This window comes from Candidatus Poribacteria bacterium, from assembly GCA_026702755.1.
Taxonomy (GTDB): Bacteria; Poribacteria; WGA-4E; order WGA-4E; family WGA-3G; genus WGA-3G.
Genome location: JAPPBX010000001.1, coordinates 1 through 17,119, shown reverse-complemented (window position 1 = coordinate 17,119; position 17,119 = coordinate 1). Strand labels below are relative to the sequence as shown.

14 protein-coding genes are annotated in these 17,119 nt (G+C 49.3%); 2 read left to right on the top strand and 12 right to left on the bottom strand.

All coding sequences use genetic code 11. From position 1 onward, the window contains the following. Positions 1-19: 19 nt before the first annotated feature. The 4 genes from OXH39_00070 to OXH39_00055 are packed head-to-tail and all read right to left on the bottom strand — an operon-like array spanning position 20 to position 5,601. Complete coding sequence (locus tag OXH39_00070; GenBank protein MCY3548824.1) at positions 20-1,222, bottom strand: methyltransferase domain-containing protein; 1,203 nt, start codon at positions 1,220-1,222, stop codon at positions 20-22. Positions 1,223-1,266: 44 nt separating this feature from the next. Next, on the bottom strand, positions 1,267-3,480 hold the full coding sequence (locus OXH39_00065) for a VWA domain-containing protein (GenBank protein MCY3548823.1): 2,214 nt from the start codon (positions 3,478-3,480) through the stop codon (positions 1,267-1,269). Between the two features lie 52 nt (positions 3,481-3,532). Beyond that, entirely contained in the window at positions 3,533-4,543 is a 1,011-nt protein-coding gene (locus tag OXH39_00060) for a hypothetical protein (GenBank protein MCY3548822.1), read from the bottom strand. A gap of 56 nt (positions 4,544-4,599) precedes the next feature. Continuing rightward, a complete protein-coding gene (locus tag OXH39_00055; GenBank protein MCY3548821.1) occupies positions 4,600-5,601 on the bottom strand; it encodes a hypothetical protein in 1,002 nt (333 codons plus the stop codon). Between the two features lie 473 nt (positions 5,602-6,074). Here OXH39_00055 and OXH39_00050 point away from each other — a divergent pair, with 473 nt between their 5' ends. Next, positions 6,075-6,797, top strand: coding sequence for a hypothetical protein (locus tag OXH39_00050; GenBank protein MCY3548820.1), 723 nt, complete (start codon positions 6,075-6,077; stop codon positions 6,795-6,797). An 88-nt stretch (positions 6,798-6,885) separates the two neighbouring features. On the opposite strand, the gene OXH39_00045 is transcribed toward OXH39_00050, so the two are convergent. Genes OXH39_00045 through OXH39_00035 form a run of 3 tightly spaced genes read right to left on the bottom strand, consistent with a single transcriptional unit; the run spans position 6,886 to position 10,559 of the window. Beyond that, entirely contained in the window at positions 6,886-8,535 is a 1,650-nt protein-coding gene (locus tag OXH39_00045) for a CRTAC1 family protein (GenBank protein MCY3548819.1), read from the bottom strand. Between the two features lie 19 nt (positions 8,536-8,554). Beyond that, complete coding sequence (locus OXH39_00040) at positions 8,555-9,421, bottom strand: formylglycine-generating enzyme family protein (GenBank protein ID MCY3548818.1); 867 nt, start codon at positions 9,419-9,421, stop codon at positions 8,555-8,557. Next, positions 9,390-10,559 carry a tetratricopeptide repeat protein gene (locus OXH39_00035; protein ID MCY3548817.1) on the bottom strand — a complete coding sequence of 390 codons (1,170 nt, stop codon included), beginning with the start codon at positions 10,557-10,559 and terminating at the stop codon, positions 9,390-9,392. Before OXH39_00035 ends, OXH39_00040 begins: the two co-directional genes overlap by 32 nt. Positions 10,560-10,798: 239 nt before the next feature. On the opposite strand from OXH39_00035, the gene OXH39_00030 reads away from it, so the two are divergent. After that, the gene (locus tag OXH39_00030; GenBank protein MCY3548816.1) at positions 10,799-11,884 is read left to right on the top strand and encodes a sialidase family protein; all 1,086 of its coding nucleotides are present in this window, start codon (positions 10,799-10,801) and stop codon (positions 11,882-11,884) included. A gap of 2 nt (positions 11,885-11,886) precedes the next feature. On the opposite strand, the gene OXH39_00025 is transcribed toward OXH39_00030, so the two are convergent. The 5 genes from OXH39_00025 to OXH39_00005 form a co-directional block, all read right to left on the bottom strand. Continuing rightward, positions 11,887-13,224 (bottom strand): PQQ-like beta-propeller repeat protein, encoded by a 1,338-nt coding sequence (locus OXH39_00025; GenBank protein ID MCY3548815.1) that lies wholly within the window; start codon positions 13,222-13,224, stop codon positions 11,887-11,889. Then, on the bottom strand, positions 13,221-14,240 hold the full coding sequence (locus OXH39_00020) for a mannonate dehydratase (protein ID MCY3548814.1): 1,020 nt from the start codon (positions 14,238-14,240) through the stop codon (positions 13,221-13,223). Before OXH39_00020 ends, OXH39_00025 begins: the two co-directional genes overlap by 4 nt. A 170-nt stretch (positions 14,241-14,410) precedes the next feature. After that, positions 14,411-15,808, bottom strand: coding sequence for a sulfatase (locus tag OXH39_00015; GenBank protein MCY3548813.1), 1,398 nt, complete (start codon positions 15,806-15,808; stop codon positions 14,411-14,413). 308 nt (positions 15,809-16,116) lie between these two features. Further along, positions 16,117-16,887 carry a hypothetical protein gene (locus tag OXH39_00010; GenBank protein ID MCY3548812.1) on the bottom strand — a complete coding sequence of 257 codons (771 nt, stop codon included), beginning with the start codon at positions 16,885-16,887 and terminating at the stop codon, positions 16,117-16,119. A 42-nt stretch (positions 16,888-16,929) separates the two neighbouring features. Further along, on the bottom strand, positions 16,930-17,119 hold a 190-nt coding region (locus OXH39_00005), incomplete at its 5' end, for a hypothetical protein (GenBank protein ID MCY3548811.1).

Here is a 17,119-nt window from a genome sequence, read left to right as displayed (position 1 = left end):
ATTAACTTTTGGATCGGTTTTAATCCCGTGATATTGAAGCATTCTTCAAAGAGAACCGCAGTGTTGCATTCGGTCTCTGGTTGATGTAATGATAAGATGCCGTGTCGTCTGACTCGGCAGGATCAATGAGTTCGATGTGATAGTCTGTGAGTTTGGGGCTTCCAAGACTCACCCATTCCTCTATTCCTTCGATGAAGCGGTCCACAAATTGTGGATTGCCGTAGACATCCATACGCTTTCCGGTCTTAGTGGAGTATACGGATTGAGGAACATACAAGGCAGGCAATTCTTTATCCAGCAGGGCAACGTGCATTCCGTGTTGCCCTTTGTATTCCGAAAGCGTTTGCATCGGGACTCCGTTTAAACGGAGCCAAAAGGCGCAATCGGTTCCAAAGGCTGTCGGAAATGGAACAGTTGTCGGTTCCTCTCGCAATAAGGCTTCTACGGCTGGATCCGAAGATGGTTTCAGAGCGTTCTCGGAATCGGACTTGAAGTTGCCTTGTAGGTTCATGAAACCCGCCCATTGTGTGAATTTTCCTGTCAATTTGTCGCCCCGTTTGTGGAGTTGAAGGATTGGGTCTCCCACCCCGTTTGTCTTAAGTGGCATCACCAAAATCCCGTCGTCTGTCAAGGATTGAATCCACGCTGGCGGAATATCGGCGGAACCGACTGTAACGATTATTCGATCGAAGGTCTCGCCGTCCCATCCAAGTCCACCATCACCCGCTCTCAGGTTGACACGATTAAATCCAATAGAGCTCAGATGTTGTCGCGCTTTCTCTACCAAATCGGCTTGGAGGTCAACAGAGTAGACGAGGCTTTCGTCTCCCACGCTGAACGCAATCAGTCCTGCGTTCCATCCGCTTCCGGTTCCAACTTCTAAGACTTTATGTCCGTGGGTCAGTTGGAGGTCCTTTAGCATGCCGAAGATAAGACTGGGTTGGGACGCTGCACTGTGTGGCTCCTCTCGGATCATCATGCCTCTGTCGGAGTAGATTTGTTCCAGTTGTTCCGGCATCGGGTTTGGGGATTCGACTTGAACGATTCCGTCGGGCTCTTTGTCGTCGTAGTATTGTTCGATGAAGTGGTGGCGCGGCACGGTGAAAAGTGCCTGTTTCACCCAATCGGTGCTGGATTGGAGATCGGATCTTTTTATGAGTTGGTTGGATAGGTGTTCTATGTGTGTGTGGATTGTTGTATTCATAGTGGTTTTTGAAGACATCAACATTCTCTTTAACTGATAACTGACAACTAACGACTGACAACTTATTGATTTGGATAGGTTTTGCTTAGATGTTTCGGCATTGTGAAGAAACGTCCACCTGTCTGTTCGACGAGGGCTTTCTGGAAATCCGTAGCCCGCGGATGTCCGATAACGTAGGCACGGATGCCTAACGATTGACATAGACTGATTGCGCGTTCGGGTGGATATTTGCCTGTCGTCGGTTCGTCTGTCAAAATGAGCAAGAATCGGCTTGCATACGGACTGAATTTCACTTTCGGAACACCTTCCACAATCGCGTCAATGAGATGCTCGTCTCCACCAAATGGGTCCTCCATGTAGCTTTCCAGCATCGATTCGTTGAGTGGCATCTGCGTCACAACTGCGCCGTTGATGACCTTGATGGCATCTGTCGCCTCTGCGAAACGGATAAGTCCGATCCGATATTTGATGGGCAGGATGTCTAATCTACCGATAAGCGTGCTCAAACCGAGCATGATTGCTTGCGATTTGCCGCCCATACTCCGGCTATAGTCAAGCATAACAACGATGTCCACGATGGGTTCAAATCCCCTTACAGCCTTGTCAGGCGATGCGCTGAGTGCTGCACCGTCGTAGATGTTCAATCGGTTCTTTTCGCTTCGGATGGTGTACATGCGTTTGTTGTGCTGGTCGTTTATGAGCCATCGCCTGCCGTGCCGTTGTGGCATTGCGGTGAGATTCTCAGAGGTATTCCAACTTTCAGGAAAGACACCGGCATAGACGTTCAATTTGTCACCGGTTTTGCGGATGGTATAAGTGCGACCGTTTACATAATCAGTGATTACCCACAGATCGCCCTTTTCTTTCTCCCAGACTTTGGCATTATTAAACAGACTTCCACCGTTGGATAAAGAGATGCCGTTTCGCTTGAATTCGCGTAGCAACTTTTGCATGGGGATATCGCCGTCCTCAAGTAGCACCTCGAATTGAGACTCCATGCTAAAGAGTAATTTGCCGCTGTTTCGGCGAAGGTCGGTGACAATATCCCGAAATACCTTGAGAAATCCTGCGTTGGCGACCCGATCACTTGGCAGCGTCGTTGCACTACCGATGTCTCCCGGGATGCGCTGCCAGAGTCCACCCGTCAGCTCCGCCAACTCTTGCTGGAACGGTTCTGGATGCCCAAGCACGTTGACGCGGACCTCCTGCAGTTGATATTCCTTGATGACCTTTGCCCGCATCATGTCATAAGCACCATCCTTTTTAAAAGCGGTGCTTGCGGGTTCGTCGGTTACGAGGATGATGTATTTGTCGGCATCGGCGTGGAAGTCGATACGATAGGGCGTATCTGCGAGCGCGTCAAGCGCGTGCTCGTCCCCGCTGAGCGTGGCTTTTTGCATCCGTCTGCGGAGCATGCCAACATCGGGCAGTAGGGAACGGATCTCCAGATTTTGACCCTGCCGTCGGACACTGAATTCCGACATGCCGAGATGGTACTCTAAATTGACGAGATCGAACTCATCGGTCATGGCGTACAGATTTGCTGCAACTTGCTGTATGTTGTCACGCATGCTTGCGCTCGTATCGAGAACAAAGACGACGTTCACCTTATCGAGTTCTCGTGTCCCAATGATATGGTCAGCGACGCGCTTGAGTGCCTTAGCGAAGGGGTTGGTAGAATCACCTTTACCGGTTCCTTCGCCGTCACCGGTGCCATCTCCGTCGCCAATCGTGCCGATTTCAGAAGTGCCCGTGGATTCCAGTTTATGAAATCCACCGCTACTGTCCCCTTTGACGCGTTGCCGTGGACTATCTACACCTGCACCGGCGGTGGTTTCAAAAGGACTCGCTACTTCTTCTGAGATCGGTGTCTCTCGGCTGTTGTACTGTTTCGCTGCTGTTGTGACATCCGGAAGTGTCGTCTCGGTGTCGGACACGGATTTGGTTGCGCTGTGGAGGAGCTCCTCCTCGGATTGGCGCAGGGTTTCATCGATTAAATTCGCGGAAGCCATCAGGTCGAGATGTCGCTGGCTTGATTCGGTAGAAGGATCTGTCTGCTGTGGTGTCCGTAGTTTTTTGGGTGGCGGCGGTTTGAGAGTGCGACGTTTTTCCGGTGCGTCTTTCGGGTCGATTAACTCCACCGCCAGCATGTCTTCGTTTCTATGCTGTCTCTGTGTATAGAATGAGAACGTGAAAACGATGGCGAGGCAAAGGTGGATAACGGCTGCAAAGAGCAGCGCGCGCATGGAACGTTGTCGTTTGTAGGAACGGTTCATGGTGTTTTTTCCGTTGTGATTTAGCACTGTTTATCCCTCAATCCCATTCGCATTATTGGGTATTCTGTTTAATTTTTACTTTTGCCCAGGTTGTTGTTAGCAAGTGTGGTTGTGGTTCTACAGGCAAAGCATATTCCGGATCGAACCAATCCCCGCCAAGATTCCTTTGCCCAATCGTCAACTGGGTCCGAACGCCGGTGTTTACGTCTACTTTGAAGATTTGTAAAAAGCCATTAACTGCTTGTGTATAAAGGACTTCTTCTCCATTTGGCGATATCACGGGGTGTGTTGCCTTCGGACCCGCTTCATCAACGAGTTGTCGGAATCCAGTGCCGTCGCTGTTGACGATGTAGATTGTCTGCGGTTCCTCCCATCCAGGAGGGAAGGGATCTCCCGGCTTGCGGTCCGGTGGTAATGGAGGATCCCTATGTCCCGTAAAAGCGATTTTGTCACCCGTAGCCGACCAAGACGGTTGGAGCTGCCAATCCGCTACTTTCCTTGATAAAGGTTGTTTTTGTTTTCCTGTGCGGACGTTGATAATAGTAAGTCGGACAAGATAAGAGCAGAGGATTTCAGTCCCATCTGGAGACCACGATGGATCATGAGCATTCATAATGAGTTCCTTCTCTTTTTGTTCTCCGAGCGTAGCGATATAGATAGGATACTCGTTAAGGTCCCAACGTAGGTGCATGTAAGCAATCTTTTTGCCATCGGGTGACCACGCCGGTCTGCCTCTATAAGCTTCCTTCTTAAAAACGCGGCGCACATTGGCACCATCGGGATCCATGAGATATAGGTCTCGAACACCATCGCGATCGGAGATAAAAAGAATCTGTTCACCCGTTGGTGACCAGACAGCACTCAAATCTGCTCCGGGATGCTGCGTTAGATTCACCTGTTCGCTGCCGTCCGGATTCATGATGTAGACTTCATAATTATCGTCTGGGACAGCGGTAAACAGGATTTTGGGGGTTGTCGGTGCTTTTGCGAAAAGCGGAGAAATGCTTAGGGGCAGCACGACCAGATTCAATATAGCAAAAACTAACAATCGCGTTATTTTCATACGACATCCTTCGCAAGGGAGTAGGCACAAAACTTACCCCTACAAATTATTTACGTCTATTGCTTTTTCACTTTTGCCCAGGTCGTTGTTAACAAATCTGGTTGCGGCTCTACGGGCAATGCGTATGCCGGATCAAACCAATCCCCACCGGTATTCCACCCGATGATATGCGTCAACTGCGTCCGAACCCCGCTGTTCAAATCAAGTTTGAAAATTTGGAAATCTCCCTTAATTTCTTGTGTATAGAGGACTTCATTTCCATCCGGCGATAGTGCTGGATATTGGGCATAGGGACCGGCTTCCTCGATAAGCTGCTGGAGTCCAGTGCCGTCGCGGTTGATGATATAGATTGTTATTTTGTCCTTCCATTCCGCGTGCACAGCCCTATCCGCATCGGGAGGCGGCACCCGGTGTTTATTCCAAGCGAAGGCGAGTTTGTCGCCCGCAGCAGACCAAGATGGGAAGCGTTGGAAAGGCTCCACATTTTTGGGTAGGAGTTGTTTTTGTTTTCCTGTGCGGACATTGATTAATGTGAGTCGTTCCGCTACAGAACAGGCGATCTCCGTTCCATCCGGTGACCATGCCGGAAAACTACCTTCCACAAGAGTTTCCGAGTCTTGTTCCCCAAGGATCGCAATGTCGAGAGCGAACTTGAGACGACCCCAATCTATAGACTCATAAGCGAACTGTTTGCCATCGGGGGACCACGTCGGGTCTGTTCTCCACTTCGTTGTCTTAAACTTGAAGACGCGTCGGATATTAGAGCCATCTGGATTCATCACGTACAGATCACGCGCACGGCCACGATCAGAGGTAAAAAGAATCTTCTCGCCTGTTGGGGACCAGACGGCTTCGAGGTCCTCTGCGGGATGTTGTGTCAAGTTCACCTGTTCAGTGCCATCCGGGTTCATGATGTAAACATCGCGCTGACCACCATCACGTGTAGAAGTAAACAGGATTTTAGGCGTTGTCGGTGCTTTTGCAAAAAGCGGAGAAATGCTTAAGGTTAGCACGAACAGATTCAGTATGACAAAAACTAACAACCGTATTGTTTTCATAAAACGTAACCCAAGAGATCAAAATACGTTTCCATAGTATGTGTGGAGAAAGGGATAATTGGTGTTTTCCAGAATTCGAGTTATTATATCATACATAACGGCGTTGATCAAATTAAAGTTGACAGAATTGGTGTTTTCTGCTAAACTTTATAGAAAATCGGTTGCTTTGCACTTTTTTCTTGCAATTTATATGTGAAAAGTGCTATAATTTATTTAAAGTGCCTTCTATTAACTTCTTCCGGGTGACGTATACTACCTCGCGAAGGATCAAAAGAGGAATCGCACCGCTGGCGAAAACCGACATCGGTATCGGTTTACCGATGGAACGTCAGCCTTAAAATGCGTGATTAGCACGCAGTACTGCTATCACCAAAAGTAAAATTTGATGAGGTGATGGGATTTTGAGAAGCGCGCTTCTTACTCAAAAATTCTGAACCTTGTGTATATTTTTTAAAGAAGGAGATTTCATAGCTATGAAAAAATTCACAATCTTTATCGCACTTGCCTGCGTTGTCATGATTTCGCCGATGGCGTTTGCGCAAAATTGGCAGCCAGCAGGTGATACTTGGATTGCAAAATGGTGGGGGCTCGACCTCGTCACCAATACCGGTGGTTTTACCACATCTGCAGGTATCGACTACCTCGCTGAAGGCAGCGGTGGTTTGATTTCAAACGCTTCCGTTTCCACGCGCGACGGTGCCGGAAAAACAGCGAATGCTGTCGTGAACCTTCCAGACAACGGTGGCGCGCTCGCTTGGTCGATTGTTGACATCAATACACAAGACCAGCTGAACATGTCCACAAGCCACGGTCTTGCTGATGGGGGGGAAATCACGTGGCACGGTATTATTGTCGTTATTGCACCGGAGGCACAGACAGCGACAATGTACCCCGCACATGACGATCACGCCCAAATTTGGATTAACGGTGAGCAGGTGTATGATGAGTCCAGATGGACAGGCGGTGTTCGGGAAGTCCTGACACCGACAGAGGTTAATTTTAAGGCGGGTGAGAATTTCTTGCACTTCAAATGTGGTGAATCGGGCGGCGCGGATTACGTCAACCTCCGCTTTGATGCCGCTGATACCGACCTTCTCATCGCCCCCACGTTGGATAACCAGTTCTTGGATGTCCTGACACCGGTTGAACCGAAAGGTAAACTGGCGGTTCGGTGGGCGGATCTCAAGCGTCAGTAATCTTTATTATTTAACAAGGAACCCGTATCCGACTGGATGCGGGTTTTTTGTTGTCTACGTTTATTGGTGAGTGTGTTTTGAAATCGCCCTACTCTTCCGATTCTACAATCGTCAATATCTGGTTGGCGGATATGTCTTCCAATTCTTGTAAGGTGCCGCTTTGCCAGACGATGGACACCTTCTTAACATGCTGACTCTCGCCTAAGCCAAACAACAAGCGCGTATCACTGCCCGATGCGTAGCTTGAACCGCTTTTTACTTCTCTTATCTGTGTCATGTCCTCTGTCGTGAGTGTGACCTTAGTTCCAATCCCGTCTCGGTTGTTCTGTGTGCCGACCAGTTTAATGCCCAACCAGTTTTTCCGATTTCCTCCGTCGTTCCGAAGCAGGACCGCGCGTTGATTGGAATTCATGATGACGATATCCATATCGCCGTCGTTGTCGTAGTCGGCGGTCGCAGCGGCTCTACCAACGAATTCCTTTGAGAAGTAATCCCCAGCGGCTTCTGATATATCGCTGTAGGTGCCGTCGCCGTTGTTTTGAAACATCTGGTCGCGTTGGGCGTAGGTGTCATGGTCCACCAATAGTTCAACGACATCTTGTGGGTTTCCATTCGCACAGAACATGTCGACGTGTCCGTCGTTATCGTAATCCAGAAAGAGCGGACTGAAACCGATGAACGGCAGTGTCGGTTGTTCCAACCCGCTGTCCGCTGTTGCATCGAAAAAGAAAAGTCCCTCCTCGTTTTTATAGAGGGTTGCCTTCTCCGAATTCGCAACGATTAGATCGAACCATCCATCGCCGTCATAATCAGCACTGTCTACTCCCATGGAACCTTCGGCGACACCTCTCTCGTCATATCCCACGCCGATGAAAGTACTTTCATCCGTGAAGGTGCCATCACCGTTATTATGGTACAGAAAGTTTCTGTTGGTATCATTGGCGACGTAAATATCAGGCAATCCATCTTGATCGTAGTCCCAAGCGACGGCTGCCATACCCCTGCCCTCGACGGGGTTTGTCACGCCCGCCATTTCCGAGATATTGGTGAAGGTGCCATCACCGTTGTTTCGGTAAAGCACATCGGGAGTGCCTTCGTAGCTGCGCGGATGCCCGTAACCGACAATACCTTTGTAGGTTGTCACTGGCATTGAGGTCTCATACACAAGATAATTGACGATGAAGATATCCAAGTCCCCATCGACATCGAAATCGAGATAGACAGCACCAATACTCCAGAGGGTGTTATCAATACCTGCAGCTTCGGTGATGTCGGTAAAGGTGCCGTCTCCATTGTTTCGGTAGAGTTTGTCCTGCCTAAAGTTGGCGACATAGAGGTCGGGATGGCCGTCATTGTCGATATCCCCCGCAGATGCCGCCATCCCGTACCCTGTATCCCCTGTTCCTGAGATTTCAGTAACATCCGTGAAACGCCCATCACCTTCGTTTCGGTAGAGGACGTTACCAGATGCTTGCTGTTTCTCTGAGGGGACGTTACCACTGTCAACAAAATAGAGGTCAACATCGCCGTCGGTGTCGTAATCAAAGAAGATCCCACCTGACCCCATTGTTTCGATGATATGCTTGTGCTCGGTTGCGCCGCTGTTGTGTTTGAAGTGGATGCCTGCTTCTTCGGTGACATCCACGAAGGTAGGAGGTTGCGAGACGACACTGCCTGCGGTTAGCAGAAAAATTAAAAGGGATGGTAAAAACGACTTCAGATTTTGATTTATTCGCATTGTATCACTGGACAAGGTTTCATGGCTTACTTTTCGTTTTTTCGGCAGTCTTTGCCAATCGGAAGCCGACAAAGGAGGTTTTTAGGTTAGGATAGAGATAGAACCGAAACGTGGTGCTACATCGGGCGATCGTGTCAATCCATGAACCGCCGCGGATAACGCGCCAGCTGCCGACAGCCGGTCCCGTTGGATTCCGCTTGGGACGTTTCGTCGCGGCTTGTGAACTGTGCCAATAGTAGACATCGCTGTACCAATCGGCGGTCCACTCCCAGACGTTGCCCGCCATATCCATTGCGCCATAGTAGCTTTTGCCTTTCGGGAAGCTGCCCACAGGGGCGAGACTGTTCTCGTAGCCGTCATCCTTGGCAGTGGTATTCGCATACGGTTCTAAGGCGTTTCCCCAGGGCCATGTTCTATTGGTATAGCCGCGTGCAGCCTTCTCCCACTCCGCTTCTGTTGGGAGTCGCATGCCTTTCCAAGCGGCGTAAGCGTTTGCGTCGTGCCACGACACACCGACAACAGGATGATTCGGGAACTGTTTTGCGCGTGCGGGCCAGTCGCCGATCTGTGGAAGATGTGTGAAATTTTCTGGGGTGTGTGGCGGCGTTTTTTCTGGAGAGGTGGTCTCTAATTGCTGTTTCCAGAATTCGTAATACTCGGCGTTTGTGACCTCGTATTTGCTGATGTAATAGGCATCAAGGTAGACCTTGTGCATCGGTTTTTCATCAGCGGCGCGGGTATCGCTGCCCATCGTGAAGGTACCTGCGGAGACTAATATGAGTTCCTCTGTGTCCTGCGCGAATGCCCCGAAACAGATACCGACACTCAAGAGCAGGATGATAATGCCGAAGTAGCTACTTCTTCTTTTGAGATAAAAGGTATTCATAGACGCGTTGGTGTTCCTGCGCGAGTTTTTGGTTGCCGATGCCCTGATAGAGTCTTGAAAGGTTGAGGTGATAGTAGGGTTGCTCGCCGTCGAGTTCAACCGCTTTTCGAAAGGCACCAATTGCTTTTTGTGAGTCGCCTTGCATCGCATAAGCACCACCAAGGGTGTTATAGAGAATCGCTTGGTTGGGCATCAATTGAATGGCTTTTCTGGCGGCTTCTGCTGCGTGCTTCGGATAGTTGAGATTCATGAAGGCACGGCTCAGTCCGTGATAGAAGTCGGCGTTGTCGGGCGAGAGTTCGATGCATTTCTGAAAGATTGGAACTGCTTTGGCAAAACTTTTTTGGTCCATTAGGAGTGTGGCTAACGCCGTCCATGCCTCAAGGTTTTTCGGTTCTGCACGTGTGAGACGTGTGAGGCGTTCGTATTCAGCAAATCCCTTTTGGAGTTGTTGATAGGTTTGCATTGCGACTCTGCTTTTTTCTCTGTCGCCTAAGCGGAAATACGCGGTGCCGAGGCCATGGTACGGCTCAGCGTAACCGGTGGGTCCATACGCTATCGCCTGTTTGAAGTTTTCTATTGCTTCTGGATATGCCTTTAAATTGAGATGTGCCATGCCGAGTTCATAATAGAGTCCTGGGGACCGCGGTGTCAGTGCGAGTGCTTGCAGCAAGATTGGAATAGCCTCCGCATACTGACGCAGTTTTACCAGTGATTTGCCGAGCATTTCATAGCCGCGTCCGTGTTTCGGTGAAAGTTCTATAACTCGTTGGAGTGTTTCTACTGCGTCTGCCCACTGATCGAGTTTAAAATAAACAACACCGAGTGAGTAGAGTGCCTCAATGTTGTCGGGCACCAGTGCTAAGGAGCGTTGGCAGCTTTCGGCGGCTTTGTTCCAGAATTCTTCTTGCGCATTTGCCATGCCGAGATAGTGCAAAATTTCAGGGTGATCGGGTTCGATTACCAATGCGGCTTCAAACTCGGAGATAGCTCCGAGATTATCGCCTTGGAACATGAAAAGGAAGGCTTGCTCTACATGTTGGATATAAGTGCTGTGGTCACCAGATTTTTCGTCGGTGATTCCCAACAGTGGCGAACAGAACCAGAGGATGATGACAATTTTCAACCAGTTTCGCATTTTTTTCTTTTCCCTTGCGGTTCAGTCAGGAAGGCTTATCAAAAAAGATCCATTATGTATATCCAGCACGACGCGTTGCTTGTGCTTACTTCTTCCTATATTAAATTTTAACCGTAATGCCGAAAAACGTCAAGTTTTTTGTAGTGAAAAAGGTGTATCGGTGCTATACTTATCTGTAGACTTTTTTTAAAGTATCATTTGCAAATCTATATCATAAAGATGGGAGAATTAAAACGAAGATGCAACAGGTTACAATCTATCGTGAACCGGGCCGCTATGCTGGCTGGCCAGCGAATTACGGCATTTGGGCATGGGACAATGAGATCGTTGTCGGTTTTACTGTGGGGTATCATAAATCGGATGCGGGGTTCCATCGCCGCGACCGCGATAAGCCATTTATAGGGATGCAGGCGAGAAGTTTCGATGGTGGTGAGACATGGAGTGTTTCGGAAACACCGTGTCGTCTGCCTGCGAGAGGCACGCTCTCAGCAGATGAACATGTAGAAGAACGGCATAGATCGGAAGCGGAGACTGCGTTCGATACACCGCATCGCGTTAATTTCACGCATCCAGATTTTGCGATGATGTGCAGCAGGTCCGGGCTGCGGGCTGGCTCATACTCGTGGTTTTATACCTCTACGGATCGGTGCCAGAGTTGGAATGGTCCCTTCCGACTGCCGATGTTCGACTATACAGGCATTGCTGCGCGGACGGATTATCTCGTTTCAAGCGCAGATGAATGTATGCTGTTTCTCACGGCATCGAAATCGGACGGTGAGGAAGGCTTAGTATTCTGTGCTCAGACAGCCGATGGTGGTGAATCCTTTTCATTGCTGTCTCAGATTGGACCGGAACCCGAAGGGTTCGCGATTATGCCTGCGAGTGTTCGGTTATCTGATTCAAAGATTCTGGTGGCGGTTCGCTGCCGCGCTGGTGGTGATTCCCCATCCGACTGGGAGAAATGGGAGAACTGGATTGATCTCTACGTCTCAGATGATAACGGGCAGACGTGGGATTATGTGAATAGACCTGTGGAAAATACAGGACGCGGCGGGAATCCACCAACGCTCACCCTCCTTCACGATGGACGGCTGTGTCTTATTTACGGGTATCGGGATGCACCTCATCGGATATGTGCGAAGTTAAGTAGTGATGCTGGCGAGACGTGGGGGGAAGAGATTGTCTTGCGCGATAATGGTGGTGATCATGATGTCGGATATCCCCGTACGGTTCAACGTCCTGATGGAACCATAGTGACCGCCTACTATTTTGATGAGGAACCTGACGGTGAACGGTTCATTGAGGCGACTTTGTGGAAGCCTTAGCCTCAGTCTTTTTGAGCAGTGAGCGAAAAGCAGATTAACCTATCATCGCCTCGGACGTATAGCAATCCGTTTGACACCACAGGTCCCGCCCAGGCAGGATATTCTATAAATTGTCTCCCATTTTTGTCTCTTGGGATTGTTTCAGAAAGGATGTCCATCTTTTCTGGCGTGCATTTGAGCAGCATCAAACGTCCGCGCTCACCGAGGTAGATGAAGTGGTCATTCACCCAGAGTAGCGAAGCACGTTCGTTAACGCGTTGTGCCCATACGACTTTACCCGTTTTGAATTCCACGCACCGAATATCCGCGCCACTGGAATGTCTTGCGCTACAACCATAGAGGTAACCCTCGTGATGGACAGCAGTGTTCCAGTGCAAGCGCATTGATTTGTTTCGGCTGCGCGGTGAGTCTTTCCAAATGACTTTGTAGCCACCTGGATACACTTGGAGGACGGAGCTGCCGATCTCATAAGATTCACTGATGAAGACGAGATCGTCAGCAACAACTGGAGACGAAGCATTGACAGATTCGATCTTCGAGCAGCGCCACGGATAGGAGAAATCGATTTTTCCCGTTGCTGGTTCAAAACCGACGAGTCCACCGCGCGCGAACATGAATCCCCAACGCCGTCCGTCGATTGTTGCCATGATAGGGCTGGCGTAGCTCGCTAATTCGTCGCTGATTTCGTAAACCACTTCGCCTGTCTTTTTGTTGAAAGCGACGATCCCGGTGCCGTTCGGCGGTGGTTTGCCGTTTGATGCCCAGGGGTCCTTTGGAGTTCCTGGTGGAGAGTCGCCGATTTGCGCAATGAGTAAGTCGCCTTCAACAACCGGTGTTGAGGCGGCACCGAAAAAGTTTTGGACCACGTTGAAGCGTGCTGCTGTGTCTATCTTCCACAGCAATTTTCCATCCGAAACACGTAAGCAGTGCAACATTCCCTCGGCACCGAAAGTATAAACATGTTCTTCATCAACGACAGGACAAGAGCGCGGACCGTTGTTGTAGCCGTACATATCTTCGTAGTCCGTTGGATACTCAAACCGCCAGAGTTCTGTACCGGTGTCGCTTTCCATGCAAGTGAGGCGCGCCATGTTACCATGACGCGCGAACATGAACAGTCGTCCGTCGGCAACGACAGGTGCACCGTAGCTAACACCAATCTTCTTGTGCCAGACGACTGCGGGACCTGTTTTTCCCCATGGGCCGATGTCTATCTTTTCTTGAGACTTGCCGTTTCGTTCTGGACCGAGAAAATCGTTCCAGTCGGAAGCGAGCGTGTCTGCCAGCACAATCAGCGGCAGGCTGAGCAATAGCAAAATGACTCGTGCAGGTGCCCTCACGCAGCGACCTCCTCATTTGCTCGCTTCACCAGCGCGTTCATGTAGGCGATCGTATAGGCTGTTCCGATACGACCATCACCCCCCATTGATGGGATATGGTCGGGAATCAGCACACCGTTGAAATTAACTTCGCGGAGTGCCTTTGCCACGTGATACATATCCTGATAGCCGTTATCAACGAAGGTTTCAACGAAATGCGGGAGCGGTTGATCGACGTTACGGAAATGGACTTTGAAAATCTTGTTCCGTTCCCCGAAATAACGAATAGACTCAATGACATCTTTGCCCATAAGTTCGCCACCTTCCAGCCAACATCCGACACAGAAACACATGCCGACATTTGGGCTATCAGCGATTTCAAGGGCGCGTTTGTAGCCTTCAAAACTGCTAAAGATACACCTCGGAATTCCAGCGAGATGCACCGCCGGTGGATCATCGGGATGGATACCGATCATTACACCGGCTTCCTCAGCGACAGGTGCTGCCTGTTTAATGAAGTAGGTGTAATTATCCCAGATCTCCTCCTCACTGAATTCGCGACCGTGTGAAAGCGGCATCGGATACAGTTTGCCTCCCCAATGCCCCTCTTGTGCTGCCTCAAGGTTAAATGCCCTCGCGCTTGCACCGCCGCGAGTTGTCTCCCGTTCCGTGCTCCAGATACCGTTGCCCATGTGCGCGTAGGTCGTATACGGAATCCCTGCTCTACCGAGGTCTCGGATATACCGCTTGTACTGTTCAATCTTCGCGTCTCGGTTCTCCAAGTTCAGCACGATCCCGTCCTGATTGTGAACATCGCTATTGCCAAACCCATAGATTTTGAGTCCCGCGTTCTCAAAAATCTCGCGGCGACTCATGAAATAGTCGTAATTCGCATTTTCGCCGTTTGTCCAAAGGACTACATATTCAACATCCATCTGCTTAGCGAGCTGCAGGTCTGCCTCACTCGGTTCCGGCGACATCTGCGCCGTAACTTTCATACCGGGTTCAATTTTGCTCAATGGACTTTGGTTTACCATTTTCTGCCTCCATTTTTTGTAGCAATCAGCCATTAGCAGTCAGCGGTCAGCCAGAATTTCTGTGTAGCGGATAGAACGATCCTAACCGCCAAAACGAGTAAGTAATTGACAATTGACTGCTGAAAGTCAAAGATTATCTCCCTTGCCAATAATGAAAACATGTATGCTAACTATTCTTCATCGCCTGCTTCTGCTTTGAGTCGGTATAACTCTGCTGTCAATTCGGTGACGATGTCTGCATAAGTTGGATCGTCGTAGACACTGCACATCTCATTCGGATCTTTTTCAAGATCGAAGAGTTCCCATTCCGGTTCTTTCGGCTCATCGATTGAGCCTGTTGTGCCGAGTGCTTCGCCGTAGTAATAGATAAGTTTATAACGATGCGTCCGTATCCCGTAGTGCGCGGGAACATAGTGATGCGTGAGGTGCATCCAGTAGCGGTAATACATTGAGGCTCGCCAATCGTCTGGGGTTTCACCGTTGAGAATTGGACGTAGGCTGGTGCCTTGCATGTCATCTGGAATCGATAATCCTGCGTAGTCGAGCCAGGTCTCTGCGAAGTCGATGTTCAACGCCATTGCGTCGGATGAACTACCGGATTGAATTTCCCTGGGGTAGCGGATGAGAAAGGGCATCCGTAAGGATTCTTCATACATGAACCGCTTGTCATACCAACCGTGGTCGCCTAAGAAGAAGCCCTGATCCGAGGTGTAGATGACGAGCGTGTCATCTGCGATACCTTCTTCGTCGAGGTAATCAAGCATCCGTCCAACGTTATCGTCAATCGAGGCGACACAGCGGAGATACTCCTTGATGTACCGCTGATACTGCCAGTTCGCCAGCTCTTTCTCTGATAACCCTTCAGGTGGTGGACCGAGTGTGTCTATCTTGAGATCTCTTTCGCTCATGTGACCGAAGACGCGCATCTTCGCATCCTTTGCAGCGTTTGAACGGTTCGCGTAATCGTCGAAAAAGTTGTCCGGCATCGGGACATCTTCATCCTCGAACATGTCGGCGTGCTTCTCATCGGAATCCCATGGTCGGTGTGGTGCCTTGTGATGACACATCATAAAGAACGGGCGTTCTTTGTCACGATTCTGTAGCCATTCCAACGAGAAATCGGTGATGATGTCCGTAGTGTAACCTTGGTGTGTTTTTCTGCCATCCGGCTCGATCATTACTGGATCATGATAGAGTCCTTGTCCCGGTAAGACATTCCAATAGTCGAAACCGGTTGGGTCGGCATTACCGCCATGCCCAAGATGCCATTTGCCGACCATTGCTGTTTGATAGCCATCCGCTTGGAGCATCTTCGCGACGTTCGGTTTTCTACCATCAATAGGATCCGACAATGTTTTAACACCGTTGAGGTGGCTGTGTTTACCCGTCAAAATGTTCGCACGGCTCGGTGTACAGATGGAATTGACACAGAAACAATTTTGAAGAATCATACCGCCGTCTGCGATACGGTCGAGATTTGGTGTTTGGTTAATCCGACTCCCGTAGCTGCTGATAGCGTGTGATGCGTGGTCGTCAGACATAATGAATAGGATATTTGGTCTGCTCAATTGTGGCTCCTTTAAATTTACAATTTGCCCTATCATATCCTATTCCGTTTGAGAAGTCAATCTTTTTTGGCGGGATGGTTGTCAGTTGTCAAAATCAGGATTCAGAGATTTATAGGATTAGAAATGCTTCTGTATGGGGCCACGTTCCTTCTATGAATGGATCATCTGCCACGACTCCCCAAGCAGCAAACAGAAACCACCACGTTAAATGAGCAATGAGAGGGATCGGATTCCAAAGCATGAATAGCAGCGTTTGTCGGATTTTCGTGGTATGTGCCTCCTACGAACGTACGCTGTTTCCATGGCGGTTAGTAAGCGTTTAATGGTGGTAGTGGGGGTGCCTCGGTGAGGGTGTATCCGTATGCTTTCGCTCCGTGTTGTCTCTGATGCCATTTCATCCACATGTCATACCACTCCATCCACGTTTGTCGCTCCGTGTTAGTTCCTTTTATACTACCTCTTGTGCCTTGATAACTGGAGAGAAACGCGTGTATAACAGCAGGGATGGCAATATCAGGAAAGGACCTCACGAGATAATGTGCTGCTTCTACAATTCCGTTGTTCGGTTGTATGATCGTAGCTAACAGAGAAAAAACAGAAAACCAGCATGAAAAGTGAACGACAAAGGACATCAGATGTCGAATCAGGCGGAACAGAATCCTTTGTGCTTTCCTGAAATAGGAAATGCTCTCTATGTTCTCGGATACAAATGGCATCTCTTGAAGGATGTTTCCTTGTGTTATTGAATCCCGTTGTTGGTGATACCATTGGACCCAAATCTGGCGTTCTTTGATAATTCCTTTTAAGTGACCCTGCACCTTGCAGAAACTGATAAGGAGGGCGGAGAATATGGCAATTGGATATACCTCATATGCGAAATCGGAAACAATTTCTCCAATGATGAGTGCAAGAGCTGTCCAAACGGAGGCTGCCGCAATCACATCTGGCCATGTGCCATATATGAATGGATCGTCTGAGAGCGTAGCTAATGCAGAGAATGAAATCCAAGACACAAACAGAGAAACAGTGAAACTTATCAGGTTAGAAACAGTGAACGCAAATGTTTTTGGAATTCTCATAGCCTTCCATCTCACGAGCCATATCTTTTGCCAAATTTGACGCTAAGGTTGGGTTGCGTGTTCTGTTTTGAGTTCACCCCAACGCACCGGCAGTTTGTCGATTGCTGTGATGCCACCGGCATAAAATACCTCAACATCCAGAGAACGTTCTCCGTTTTCTCTTTCGCTGCCAAGGATGTGATAGCACCCACAACCTAAAGGTTGGGGCTTCGGCTTCGTAGCGACTGCGGTT

Excerpts from the sequence above, each read along its gene's own strand:
- OXH39_00055 (MCY3548821.1), bottom strand. The coding sequence starts at position 5,601 with ATGAAAACAATACGGTTGTTAGTTTTTGTCATACTGAATCTGTTCGTG.
- OXH39_00035 (MCY3548817.1), bottom strand. The coding sequence starts at position 10,559 with ATGCGAAACTGGTTGAAAATTGTCATCATCCTCTGGTTCTGTTCGCCA.
- OXH39_00020 (MCY3548814.1), bottom strand. The coding sequence starts at position 14,240 with ATGGTAAACCAAAGTCCATTGAGCAAAATTGAACCCGGTATGAAAGTT.
- OXH39_00060 (MCY3548822.1), bottom strand. The coding sequence starts at position 4,543 with ATGAAAATAACGCGATTGTTAGTTTTTGCTATATTGAATCTGGTCGTG.
- OXH39_00030 (MCY3548816.1), top strand. The coding sequence starts at position 10,799 with ATGCAACAGGTTACAATCTATCGTGAACCGGGCCGCTATGCTGGCTGG.
- OXH39_00050 (MCY3548820.1), top strand. The coding sequence starts at position 6,075 with ATGAAAAAATTCACAATCTTTATCGCACTTGCCTGCGTTGTCATGATT.
- OXH39_00045 (MCY3548819.1), bottom strand. The coding sequence starts at position 8,535 with ATGCGAATAAATCAAAATCTGAAGTCGTTTTTACCATCCCTTTTAATT.
- OXH39_00065 (MCY3548823.1), bottom strand. The coding sequence starts at position 3,480 with ATGAACCGTTCCTACAAACGACAACGTTCCATGCGCGCGCTGCTCTTT.
- OXH39_00010 (MCY3548812.1), bottom strand. The coding sequence starts at position 16,887 with ATGAGAATTCCAAAAACATTTGCGTTCACTGTTTCTAACCTGATAAGT.
- OXH39_00040 (MCY3548818.1), bottom strand. The coding sequence starts at position 9,421 with ATGAATACCTTTTATCTCAAAAGAAGAAGTAGCTACTTCGGCATTATC.
- OXH39_00070 (MCY3548824.1), bottom strand. The coding sequence starts at position 1,222 with ATGTCTTCAAAAACCACTATGAATACAACAATCCACACACACATAGAA.